At 45.6% G+C, this 12,202-nt stretch carries 12 protein-coding genes and 1 riboswitch; of the genes, 6 read left to right on the top strand and 6 right to left on the bottom strand.

All coding sequences use genetic code 11. The annotated features are described in order from the left end of the window. Positions 1-9: 9 nt before the first annotated feature. The 6 genes from purB (at position 10) to LA20533_RS03810 (ending at position 4,779) form a co-directional block, all read left to right on the top strand. Positions 10-1,314, top strand: coding sequence for an adenylosuccinate lyase (gene purB / locus LA20533_RS03830; protein ID WP_056945851.1), 1,305 nt, complete (start codon positions 10-12; stop codon positions 1,312-1,314). 97 nt (positions 1,315-1,411) lie between these two features. Next, on the top strand, positions 1,412-1,804 hold the full coding sequence (locus tag LA20533_RS03825) for an iron-sulfur cluster biosynthesis family protein (protein WP_054746185.1): 393 nt from the start codon (positions 1,412-1,414) through the stop codon (positions 1,802-1,804). Between the two features lie 75 nt (positions 1,805-1,879). Next, positions 1,880-2,908: a lipoate--protein ligase gene (locus LA20533_RS03820; protein WP_056945852.1), complete on the top strand. Its 1,029-nt coding sequence runs from the start codon at positions 1,880-1,882 to the stop codon at positions 2,906-2,908. 63 nt (positions 2,909-2,971) lie between these two features. Further along, entirely contained in the window at positions 2,972-3,109 is a 138-nt protein-coding gene (locus LA20533_RS08660; RefSeq protein WP_169787588.1) for a hypothetical protein, read from the top strand. Positions 3,110-3,208: 99 nt separating this feature from the next. Continuing rightward, a complete protein-coding gene (locus LA20533_RS03815) occupies positions 3,209-3,844 on the top strand; it encodes a YfbR-like 5'-deoxynucleotidase (protein ID WP_054746184.1) in 636 nt (211 codons plus the stop codon). 2 nt (positions 3,845-3,846) lie between these two features. After that, positions 3,847-4,779, top strand: coding sequence for an HNH endonuclease (locus tag LA20533_RS03810; RefSeq protein WP_054746183.1), 933 nt, complete (start codon positions 3,847-3,849; stop codon positions 4,777-4,779). Between the two features lie 88 nt (positions 4,780-4,867). Here LA20533_RS03810 and LA20533_RS03805 read toward each other — a convergent pair whose 3' ends face one another. From LA20533_RS03805 to LA20533_RS03780, 6 genes are all read right to left on the bottom strand, one after another. After that, a complete protein-coding gene (locus LA20533_RS03805; protein ID WP_054746182.1) occupies positions 4,868-5,611 on the bottom strand; it encodes an amino acid ABC transporter ATP-binding protein in 744 nt (247 codons plus the stop codon). 2 nt (positions 5,612-5,613) lie between these two features. Continuing rightward, positions 5,614-7,215 (bottom strand): ABC transporter substrate-binding protein/permease, encoded by a 1,602-nt coding sequence (locus LA20533_RS03800; protein ID WP_056945853.1) that lies wholly within the window; start codon positions 7,213-7,215, stop codon positions 5,614-5,616. Between the two features lie 107 nt (positions 7,216-7,322). Further along, positions 7,323-7,498, bottom strand: a riboswitch (Lysine riboswitch). A gap of 65 nt (positions 7,499-7,563) precedes the next feature. Then, positions 7,564-8,541, bottom strand: coding sequence for a diaminopimelate epimerase (dapF, locus tag LA20533_RS03795; RefSeq protein ID WP_056945854.1), 978 nt, complete (start codon positions 8,539-8,541; stop codon positions 7,564-7,566). Between the two features lie 2 nt (positions 8,542-8,543). After that, a complete protein-coding gene (locus LA20533_RS03790) occupies positions 8,544-9,914 on the bottom strand; it encodes an aspartate kinase (protein WP_056945855.1) in 1,371 nt (456 codons plus the stop codon). A gap of 24 nt (positions 9,915-9,938) precedes the next feature. Further along, the gene (locus tag LA20533_RS03785; protein WP_054746181.1) at positions 9,939-10,991 is read right to left on the bottom strand and encodes an aspartate-semialdehyde dehydrogenase; all 1,053 of its coding nucleotides are present in this window, start codon (positions 10,989-10,991) and stop codon (positions 9,939-9,941) included. Continuing rightward, positions 10,988-12,196 carry an aminotransferase class I/II-fold pyridoxal phosphate-dependent enzyme gene (locus LA20533_RS03780; protein ID WP_056945856.1) on the bottom strand — a complete coding sequence of 403 codons (1,209 nt, stop codon included), beginning with the start codon at positions 12,194-12,196 and terminating at the stop codon, positions 10,988-10,990. The genes LA20533_RS03785 and LA20533_RS03780 overlap by 4 nt, the downstream gene beginning before the upstream one ends. Positions 12,197-12,202 lie beyond the last annotated feature (6 nt).

Here is a 12,202-nt window from a genome sequence, read left to right as displayed (position 1 = left end):
GGAAGACAAATGTTAGAACGCTACACTAGGCCAGAAATGGGTAAAATATGGACGTTAGAAAACCGGTATCAGGCGTGGTTGGAGGTCGAAATTGCGGCCACAAACGCCTGGTCCAGGGAGGGCGAGGTACCCGCTGCAGATGCTTTGAAAATAGCACAAAATGCTAGTTTCACCGTGGAACGGGTGGCGGAGCTCGAAGAGCAGACTAGACACGATGTTGTTGCCTTTACCAGAACGGTCTCTGAGTCACTTGGTGCCGAGAAGAAGTGGGTGCATTACGGGCTCACGAGTACTGATGTGGTGGATACCGCTAACGGTTTGCTACTGAAACAGGCCAATCGGATTATTGCGGCTGATTTGGCTAAACTTGCCCAAACGCTTGCCGATTTAGCACATAAATATAAATACACCGTGACGATGGGAAGAACCCATGGTGTCCATGCAGAGCCCACGACATTTGGTCTTAAGCTTGCGCGGTGGTACTCTGAGGTCAAACGTGATCAAGAGCGTTTTGCCTATGCAGCTGATCAAGTAGAGGCAGGTAAAATAAGTGGTGCTGTGGGGACCTTTGCCAACGTTCCACCGCGTGTTGAACAGGATATCATGGACCAACTTGGATTACATGCGCAGGAAATTTCTACGCAAGTCTTACCACGTGACCTGCATGCCAACTACATTGCTACCCTCGCCCTGATTGCTACGGGAATTGAAAACTATGCGACCGAGATTCGTAGTCTCCAACGAACTGAAATTCATGAGGTCGAGGAAGGTTTTCATCCAGGCCAAAAGGGTTCGTCAGCAATGCCACATAAAAGAAATCCAATTGGCTCCGAAAATGTAACTGGCCTGGCCAGAATTTTGCGGGGGTACATTGTGCCGGCCTATGAGGATGTCTCCCTGTGGCATGAACGCGATATTTCACACTCATCAGCCGAACGAGTGATTCTACCTGATGCTACTTCTTTAGTGGATTATATTGTGACCAGATTCACCGGTATTCTGCAGAACCTCACCGTTTTCGAAGACAGAATGAAGCAGAATATGGATCAAACTTACGGTCTAATTTATAGTCAACGGGTGCTACTGAAACTGATTGAGTCGGGGATGTCACGGGAAGAAGCCTATGACCTGGTCCAGTCTCAGGCTGCGATAGCCTGGGATGAGCATAAATCATTTAAGGAGCTGATTGTGAATCACCCAACGATCAAAGGTAAACTCGGCGATACGCTAGTCGAGGCGTTCGACTACCATTACCATCTCAGATACGTTGACGATATTTTCGCGCGGGTTTTCGGTGCTGAAGAAAATAATTAGTGCGAGATGTGCTTATTTTTTGTAATTAAACTGGAATGCGTGTATCATAATGATTGTAAAGAAAAGATTGCGTGCAATTTAATTACGGAGGTATCTTATGGAATTAACGATTAAACCTGCAGCAGCCGAGATTTTGAAAAACAAGGTTGCAGAAAATCAGGTAATGTTTCTCGCATTGAACGATGGATCAACAAAATACTCTAAGATTGGTGGTACCTGTACCATTGGCGCAAACTTCCAATTTGTAGTCTCAGACGTTTTAGACCCAGATTATAATATCCCAGTTGAGAACAACGCAGGCTTCACTATTTATACCGCGGAACCAGAGACCACCTTCCTTGGTGACGGACTGACTCTTGATGGCAGATGGGCGATGCTCTCTCTGAAGGATAATGGCGGAATCATTGATGGTGGCGTCACAATCTCTAAGAACGAGTTAGTTGGCGTAACCGCTTCCGATATGAAAGAACTAGGCGGAAAAATTTGCTAAAAGTGCTAAAATAAGACTTGTATGACCAATGACGGCCGTGCAAGTCTTATTTTTTTCGGTGAGAGGGGAAGAGCCATGTTCTTTATAAACACAGATCGAGATAACAAACCTGTCAATGATGCGACGGTTAATCAATCTCTTGATAACTACCTCATCAATACCTTGAAACTGCCTGGCCACGGGCTGATCATGTATATCAATCGGCCATCGGTGATTATTGGTGTAAACCAGAACGCATATGCGGAAGTTGATTTAAAATATCTACGTGAGAAAGATATTGCGTTGGTTCGCCGTTCTTCAGGTGGTGGAGCCGTCTATCAAGATTATGGCAACATTATTTTCGAGAATATCATTGTTGGTGACACAACTGACTTTGGTGATTTCAGCAAAATTGCGCAGCCAATCTTAGATGCACTTCACGACTTTGGTGCCACGGGAGCGGTGCTGCAGGGGAGAAATGACCTGGTGATCGATGGTAAGAAATTCTCTGGTATGACGATGGTTAAGGTGGGAGACTCCTACGCTGCTGGTGGCACGCTGATGTTCGATTTGAACATGGAAGATGCCGAACGTGTTCTGACCCCGGACCAGAACAAACTCCAGTCTAAGGGCGTTAAATCGGTCAATAAGCGCGTGACCAACATCAAGCCATACCTTGATGAGAGATTCCAGAACATGACTGCTGCTGAGTTTAAAGATGAACTTTTAAAACATATGTTCCACGTGGATCAATTGTCACAGATTGAAACATATAATTTCGCCGATGAAGACTGGCGCATCATTGATGATCGCCTGCAGGGACAGTATGATACGGATGAATGGAACTTTGGTAAAAATCCGGGATTTAAGGAATATAAATCAAAACACTTCGATATTGGAACAGTTGCCTTCAACTTCACCGTGGAAGACCATAAAGTAACGGCATTTAAGATTTATGGTGATTTTATTACCGGTGGGAATATTAATATAATTGAGCAGAATCTCGTTGGTACATCCTTTGACCAACAGAGCCTCACAGCTGCTTTTGATAAGAGTAACCTTGCTGCTAACCTTGGCAAAATCACTGGTGCAGAATTAGCTGATTTAATGATATCCGAACAATAAAGATTGCTATTCTTGGAAAAACCGTGTATTCTTAAAAAAGAACTTTTTTAAAAGGAGATTACAATGTCACAAAACACACACACTGGTATTTCACCAAAACGCAGACCTGTTAATGTTGCAAACGTGAAAGCACGTCTCGAGAAGACAGCTGAAACACTTGATTTCTTACAAGGCAAGACTGCTGACAAGAAGAGTAAATAATAAAAGGACGAAGTTATTGATGCTTCGTCTTTTTATTTGCGCAAAATATGGTAAGTTTAGTATTATAGGAACAATTTAAATATAAATGGAGGCTATCACATGGGATTACACGAGTTTATTCAGGGGCTAAATAACTTGGAGACAATTGATCGCGCTCCTGGCTACTTCAAGTATCAACAGCATACCGTTGCCGCACACTCGTTTCGGGTGGCGGAAATTGCCCAAATGTTGGGTGATATTGAGGAGGTTGCTGGTAACAAGATAGACTGGCAAATGCTGTACGAAAAATCACTGAATCACGATTACACAGAGAGATTTATTGGCGATATCAAAACTCCGGTTAAGTATGCAACGCACGAGCTGCGTGAAATGCTCGCCGATGTAGAAAGTTCTTTAACGAATAATTTCATTGAGAATGAGGTGCCAAAGGAGTTTCAAGACCGGTATAAAAGGCGCTTCTCGGAGGGTAAAGACGATACTCTAGAAGGTAAAATTCTGTCGGTTGCTGATAAACTAGATTTGATTTATGAATCGTACGGTGAAATACAGAAGGGTAATCCCAGCGAGGTATTCTTAGATATGTTTCAGGAGAGCCTGAAGACAATCAAGAAGTTTAATGAGCTTGCCTCGGTTAAGTACTTCATCAAAAAGATATTGCCGGACTTGTTTAAGGGCGAATTTAGTAATCGAGATAAGTTACAAAAAGTTGCTTGGGATATTTTGATTGAGGGATAATTATGAAATTTAGGTGTAGTTCCTGTAGACTACGGATGAAGGCGCTCCATTTTCACTGTGAAGAAGGTCGGGGCCAGCCCACTTTGGCAAGTATCTGTGATATTTGTCGGCAAGCAGGGCTGTCAGCCAGGGACTTTGAGAATGATCCGGTTCAGCTTTTTGCCCAAACACTAAATATGCGGTATGCTGGCAAGCTCATAGAACAAAATAATGAGCAGGAGACTTATCATGCCGCGTCTGTGGTGCAGGAGAGCGAATTTAAGCGTCAGCTGGAGAACCTGATTGTCAATTACGATACTAATGAGCTGGTTCAAAGACAGGTGGCACGAAAGACACTGAACGAGGTGCTCTGGTCGATTTTGACTGGGAAGATAAAACCAACTTTGACCGGTGACTATAAGGTTGACTTTGCTGCCGTGGGACTACGGATTGAATATGACCTGAATAACTTAGATTTTATTGCCCGGGAAATAATCCGTCGGCAGTACAATCACCGTTGTCAATACTGTGGTAGGCGGGGAAATAGCGTGGATCATAAGAATCCCGTTTCCCTTAGTGATGACAATTCTCTGGAAAATTTGACGCTTGCCTGTCAGGAGTGCAACGGCATCAAAGGAAATATGCCATATTATTTCTTTGTGCACTTAAATAATCAGATTCAAGGGGTTAATCGACAGCTTGTGGACTATGAAAACCTCATTAATAGCCTAGAACAATCTTTCAGAGCCCGACACAACCAGTTAATTGCACGTACCCATTTGAAAAATGTGATAGACGATCCTGAATTGCGACATTTAAGAAAGCAAAATAAAGAGCTTCAGGCTGCAATAGATAGCGTCAATAGCGATTATCTAGAACTACGTAACAGTCGTAGGAAATACTTTAGTTCGCAGTGGAAAATGCATCGGATGGTCGAGCAAGACACGATTATTTAACTGACCAACTGACCAATCCAAAAAGGCATCTCACAGATTACGTGAGGTGCCTTTTGCTATTTAAGTGGTTGTTAGGGTAGAACGATAATTAACGAGCCAGATAACGCTTCAGAAATTCTTGTGTTCTTGCTTCTGTCGGATGATTGAAGATTTGTTCCGGGGTGCCGATTTCAGCTACATATCCCTGATCCATGAAGATTACCTTATCGGAAACGTCTTTAGCGAAGCCCATTTCGTGTGTCACTAAGATCATGGTCAGACCCGTGTGTGCGAGAGCCTTCATTGAGTCCAGTACGTCATCAACCATTTCGGGATCAAGTGCACTGGTTGGCTCGTCAAAGAGGAGAATATCGGGATCCATAGAAACGGCACGAGCAATGGCAACCCGTTGCATTTGACCACCTGATAGCTGACGTGGTTTCGCCTTAATATAAGGATCCATGCCAACCTTGGCTAAGTTTTCTAATGCAATCTTCTCTGCCTCCTCTTTCGAGCGTCCGAGAACGGTTTGCTGACCAACGGTACAATTATCTAGTACATTCAGGTTGTTGAACAAGTTGAATGATTGAAAGACCATCCCGACTTTTGCGCGATATTTCGTGATGTCGTATCCAGGAGCTAACACATTGGCATCATTGTAAATTATTTCACCGGCAGTGGGTTGTTCTAAAAGGTTGATGCAACGTAGAAGGGTAGACTTACCTGAACCGGAAGGACCGATGATTGTCAGAACTTCACCGGCAGTGACGTCGAGTGAGATGTCAGACAGAACCTCGTGCTCACCAAATGTTTTCTTGAGATTATTGATTGAGAGAATTTTATTTTCCGCCATGATTAATTGTCCTCCAATGTTGGGGTAGTTACTTGAAGCTGATTGGCCATTAAGTTGTAGTTGGTTGGTCCCTCAAGCCGCTTCTCGATTACTCTGAAGATACGGGTAATCGTAAAGGTGAGTACTAGGTAAATCAAAGAAATAGTTAAGTACGTCTGGAAGAATTGGAAATTCTGACCGGCAATGGTTGAACCCGTGAAGAACAGCTCTGATACTGAGATGATACTTAATACAGAGGTATCCTTGATGTTGACGATGAATTCATTCGTGATTGAAGGTAGGCTGTTTCTAATTGCTTGTGGCAAAATAATTTTGCGCATTCTCTGGAAGTGGGTCATACCGAGTGCGCTGGCTGCTTCGAATTGACCTGTTGGTGTTGAAATAATACCACCGCGAACGACTTCTGCCAGGTAGGCCCCTGTATTAATAGAGACAATAACGATTGCGGCAAAAGTCCGTTCCAAATTTAAGCCAAATATTTGAGCAATGCCGTAATAGAACACAGCGGCTTGAACCATCATTGGTGTGCCCCGGAATATCTCGATGTAGACTGAGAGGACCCAATTCAGAACGTTTAATGCCCAGCGTTTACCGCGTGTAGTTGGCCGAGGAATTGTTCTGGCAATTCCAATCAAGAGCCCAATGACGAAACCGATGATTGTGGCGATAAGGGAGATGAACAAGGTCATGCCAGTACCGCGGAGTAGCATCCCTCCATATTGTTTCCAGATATTTAAGAACCAGTTGCCTTTGGCTGCTGATTCAGGTTGGTCGAGGACAGCCTTCGTAATCATCTTTTCTTGTTGGGCCGGGGAAATGTCTGCCACGATTTGGTTAACCTTTTGTAAAAGTGGGTTACCTTTCTTAACCCCAATGGCCGTCTGTACTTCTGAAGGATCAACCTTGAAGCCGCCTTTTCCCGAGAGGTCGACAATCTTCACGTTGGGGTTAACCTTTGTGATACTGATTCCTTCGGCATCCTCTGCGACGTAACCATCGATTGTGCCAGCCTGTAGAGCTACCCGCATTGCGGAGAAATCCTTCATTGCTGGTTCTTTGATTGTGCCCTTTAGCTGGTTAATTAAATCGTAGTGGAAAGTGGCTAACTGTGCAGTGAACTTTGCGTTTTTGAAATCATTTACGCTTGTCGCATCGGCAAATTTACCATCCTTATTCACAACGGCAATCATCTTAGTCCGACGGTATGGGAGCGAGAAGTCAATTGACTTGCGTCTCTCTGGCGTAGGGGACATTCCGGCGATGATTAAATCGATTTTGCCGGAAGTTAACGAAGGAAGAAGACCATCCCAGACCGTCTTGACAACGACCACCTTTCGTCCGAGTTTCTTACCGATAATCTTCGCGGTTTGCACGTCGTAACCGTTGGCAAATTCGTCGGAACCATCGATTGGGACGGCGCCGTTTGCATCATTCTGTTGGGTCCAGTTGTAAGGCGGATAATTAGCCTCCATTCCGACGCGCAGTACGTCCTTACTACTGGAAGCTGCGTGAACCGTTTCTGTGTTTCTAGCAAAAACACCAAGTGTCAGCAGAATCAGCGCGAACAACGCGATTCTGCGCGAATAAGTAATCAGTTGTCTCATTTGTTTCTCCTCCAAGACAACCCGCTACAATTAAAAAACCTCTATTGGCGTGGGCCAATAGAGGTGAGGTTTAATTCATTGATAATTTTAAAGTAAATTAAAATCCCAAATCGTATAGCGCTCCTTAGACAACAAGTCTAAGACAGTCCAGCCGGTATTCCCGTCTGGCCCAGCAAGTTGATGATGTATTTCAAAAACTTACTTCGGCGAATGTCCTCTCGGCTACTTCAAAGTGAATACACACTCCATAGCGTTGGTGGCGATCGCGACCTCTATTGCATTGTGGTTGTTTATTTAAATGTATAGCTGAATTATAGAGATTAATATGAGTCGTTGTCAAGCATAAAATTATTTTATTGAGTCGACAAAATCTTGGTAAATGCGTTGCTCACCCGTTTCCCTAATCTGAGCATTGGTGAAGTCATGTTCCCTAAGATCCGTTTCAGACAAGTTGATTGTGTGGGTAAAAGTTGCGTTACCAATGAGTTCAATGCGGTAGTGATCATCAAGCGTGTGCACTACGGTCTGGACCATTCCACCTGGGTTTAATACGGTGTTTTTCTGGTTAAAATTAATCAAATCGGGGTACGTTAAAGCCGTCACCAAGCTACTGGCTGCCATTGCTGTGCCACAAGCATTCGTAAAGCCAACACCGCGTTCGAAGGTTTTAACAAAAATTTTGTTGGCAGAGATGACCTGAACGAAACTAACGTTAACGCCGTCGGGGAAGTAGGGATTCGGAGCATTCAGTGTTTCGCCAATCTGTTGTTGCCGGTCAGATTGCAATTGTTCCTGATCGACAAAAGCAATCAAGTGCGGGTTAGGTACGGCTACGGCGGTGAAACGTAACTCTGGATCAATCTCTGGTAGCACGATATTTCTAATTTCCTCGTGGCCAAGGTTCGAAAAGCCAACGTCTGTCTGTGCGAATGAGATGGGCGAAATCTCTACGCTAAAAGTTTGTAAATTGTCGTGGAGTGGCTGTGCCCGTGAGACTGCAAGGGACTTCAATGGTGTTTCCACGTGAAACATTTCTAGATGATACTTCTCTGATAGGAAGCGAGAGACTGTGCGGAGGCCGTTGCCACACATCGATGCAATGCTACCGTCCGCATTAATCACCTCCATGCTGGCAAGACTTTGACTATTTGTTGCTTCGTCGATGACGAGCAGGCCATCTGCACCGCCGATAATTCCGTTATTTGCTGCTGCGATGAATTGGCCGAGGGAGGCCAATTCTGACTGCGTTAGCTTCTTCTCTAGTGTGTTTTGATCTAATAGAAAAAATGTGTTTGCTGAGCCGTGGACTTTCAGTAGTTCGACCATTTTCAGACCTCCAAGTAATTATTGTTAAAGAACCGGTTGTAGATATATTTAATTGCATTTGCCGCATCTGCCCGATCAGTGCCGAGCATGATAGAGATGCGCGACGCGCCTTGATTGATCATTTTAACTGGGATATCGTGCAGTGCGAGTGGATTGATGATGTTTTCGATGATACCAACTCGATTGCGCATCCCTTCGCCCACCACCATGATAATGGCGTAATCATCAATCCATTCCATTTCGTCCGGACAGACTTCTTCTTTAATCTCGGCCAGAAAATGACTGATAATTTCTGGTTGCAATTGCGACTTGTCGAAGATGATTGTCAAGTCGTCAATTCCAGAGGGCATATGTTCATACGATACGCCGTATTTATACAGTATTTGGAGGATTTTCAACGTGAATCCAGCCTGCTTATTTAGCAGGTAACGGTGCAGATAGAGTGCAGCAAAGCGACTGGATGCGGCGATTCCCGTTACCAACTGGCGGGCCTCGTACTCACTGTCTGAGACTATGAGCGTCCCTGGCGCATCAGGGTGATTCGTATTTTTCACATTGATCGGGATGTGGCCCTGAATTGCGGGAATGATCGCCTCGTCATTAAACACTGAGAAACCAGCATATGAGAGTTCACGCATTTCCCGATAGGTCATTAACTTGATGGCCGCAGGATTGTCGATAATCTGGGGATTGGCGGCAAAGATGGCATCTACATCCGTGAAATTTTCGTACATCGTTGCATGCAAGCCTGCTGCGAGAATCGAGCCGGTGATATCTGAACCGCCGCGGGCAAAAGTAATGATTTTATTGTCTGGGGTGTAGGCGTAGAAGCCGGGCACCACGATGCGCTGCGCACCCAAGTTAAACTGGTTCAAGTGACGATATGTTTCGTCGGCTAAAACCACCTCATGGTCGCGTTCCTGTGCAACAATACCTAACTCGCGGGGATCGACGAAACGGGCGGGGATACCGACAGAATTAAGGCAACTAGCAAATAATAATGCGTTGAGTATCTCACCGTGGGCCTTAAAAGTGTGTTGTAATTCAGCCGAATCGTGAAATGTGATGGAGACCAAATCGAGTATTATAGTATGGATGTCCTCCAGTACGGCTTGTTCAACTTGAAATGCACGGCCGATTGTTTCATAGCGCTCGTAGATTGTGTCAGCTAGCTCAGCGGTCTCTGCTCCAGCAAGTGTAAGCTGGGCATATTGAATCAGGAGATCGGTTACTTTAATGTCGCCTGGAAATCTTTTGCCGGGAGCAGAGGTGACGATGACCTGGCGCTCTGCGTCGGCGCTAATGATGTCGATCACTTTGCGGTACTGGCTGGCATCGGCTAACGAAGTGCCGCCAAATTTAGTAATTTTCACAATGAATACTCCTCGGGAAATTAGTTAGATTAATTCTTGGGTAACCAGCTTTTCGGCAATTTGAACCGTATTCCAAGCGGCCCCCTTCAGTAAGTTATCGGCCACAATCCACATGTTAAAGGCCCCGTGGGTTTCTAAATCAGGTCTGATTCGACCGACAAAAGTTTCTTTTCGACCGGCGGCTGTAAGTGCTTGGGGATACAGTTGAGTGCTGGGGTCGTCTTCTACGACGATTCCTGGCGCATTATTCAACAGTGCACGAATGTCGGCGCTAGTTGCCGTTTGATCGGCAACTTCGAAGTAGACCGACTCTCCGTGGCCAATCTCAACTGGTACTCGAACGCAAGTCGCTGTGACCTTTAATTCCGGCGCATCCATGTCACCCAGCATTATTTTCTTCGTCTCGTGAATCATCTTCCACTCCTCGTGGGAGTAGCCGTCGGCTTCAAATACATCTATTTGAGGTAATAAGTTGCCGGCAATCTGGTAATGATTCCTGTCAGCGGCCGTCGGCAGAATCGTTGGAGTGGGCTGACTAACTGCATTAACTAGCGCAGCATTCTCGGCTTGTAGCTCCTTGATGGCGGATTGACCGGCACCGGAAACTGCCTGGTAGGTGGAAACAATCACCCGGTTGAGACCGAATTGGCGGCGAATTGGTTCAAGGCATAATACCATCTGAATGGTGGAGCAATTTGGGTTCGCGATGATTCCATGATGCTCTTTGAGTGCCGCCGCGTTGACCTCTGGTACTACTAATGGAACATCTTCCTCCATGCGAAATGCGCTGGTATTATCGATGCATACCGCACCCCGTTTGACCGCTTCTGGGAGAAGTCTTTTGGACACATTGCCACCAGCGGACGAGAGAACGAGTGCTACGTCGGCAAAGGAATCGGGAGTAGCCTCCTCCACAGTAACCTCCTGGCCCTTAAATGTAAGGGTAGTGCCGGCGGAGCGTGCCGATGCCAGCAATTTCAAGTGGTTGATTGGAATTGAGGTCTCCTCTAGTAGCTTGATAATTCTCCGGCCCACCGCACCCGTTGCTCCGAGCACGGCAATATTATATTTAGTCATTTGTTTACTTCCTCCAGGGTATTACTTGTATTTGTCTTCAAAAAAGTACTAATTCGCTTGACTGCTGTTTGTAAATCTCTCAAAGATGACGCATAAGAGACGCGAATGTAGCGTTCCCCGCCGGGGCCAAACGCGGCGCCCGGGATTACTCCGACTTTGGCAGATTTGGCTAGCGCTAGAGCGAACGTGGTTGAATCGCCGTTAAATGTGGGCGGTATACCCGCAAATAAGTAGAATGCACCGGTCGTTTGACCAATCTGAAAGCCCATTTTGCGAAACTCTGCCTTAATATAAGTAAGTCGTTCTTCGTAGGCTGTTCGCATAACTGCGGCATCCTGCAGGCCATTCGTTAGTGCTTCGAGAGCAGCATATTGGGCGGGGTTAGATGGACATGTCACCCAGAAAGCGTGGACCTTGCTGGCCTTAGTGACGAAGTCTGCGGGTGCGGCGAAATATCCTAGGCGGTAGCCAGTCATTGAGTGTGATTTCGATAAACCATTGATTACAATGGTCTGCTCCGGTAAAAGAGCTGCAATGGAGTGGTGGGTAACTCCGTAGGTTAATTCATTATAGATTTCGTCTGCAATGACGTAGATATCATGGTTTTTGAGCACATTTGCGAGCGTTACCAATTCCTGTTCGGTATACTCAATCCCGGTGGGGTTGTTCGGGTAATTGAGGATAATCGCCTTGACGCGAGGCTCTTCATCGAGGACCGCCTGGAGCTTTTCTGGTGTCAAAACAAATTCATCGGCAGAAGTATCAATTGGAATTACAGTAGCCTGATTTAGTTCAACTGCGGCAAAGTACAATGGGAATGCCGGCGTAGGTACGATTACCTTATCTCCGGGATTAAGAATTGCTGCCAGGCTAGACATGATTGCCTCGGAGGCGCCAACGGTCACGACAATCTCGGATTCGGGGGAGTAACGAACACTGGTTGTTTGCAGAAGATAATCACTGATTGCTTGACGGAGCTCTGGTATACCACGCTGAGGTGTGTAACCAGAATGGTTCTCGTTAATACTGCGAACTGCGGCTTCTTTCACATGCTCCGGTACATTGAAGTCGGGCTGGCCTAAAGTGAGCTTGATGATGCCATCTATATCAGAAATTTGTTGGTCGAATTCACGAATTGCTGATGGCCGAATTTGGTTGACCGCCTGGTTAAAGTTTTGCGCAAGTGCTGTTCGTAACTGGGGCATTTTTAA

The sequence above is a fragment of the Amylolactobacillus amylophilus DSM 20533 = JCM 1125 genome (assembly GCF_001936335.1).
Classification (GTDB): Bacteria; Bacillota; Bacilli; order Lactobacillales; family Lactobacillaceae; genus Amylolactobacillus; species Amylolactobacillus amylophilus.
Note: the sequence above shows the minus strand (reverse complement) of the source record. Positions and strands in the feature narration are given on the sequence as shown.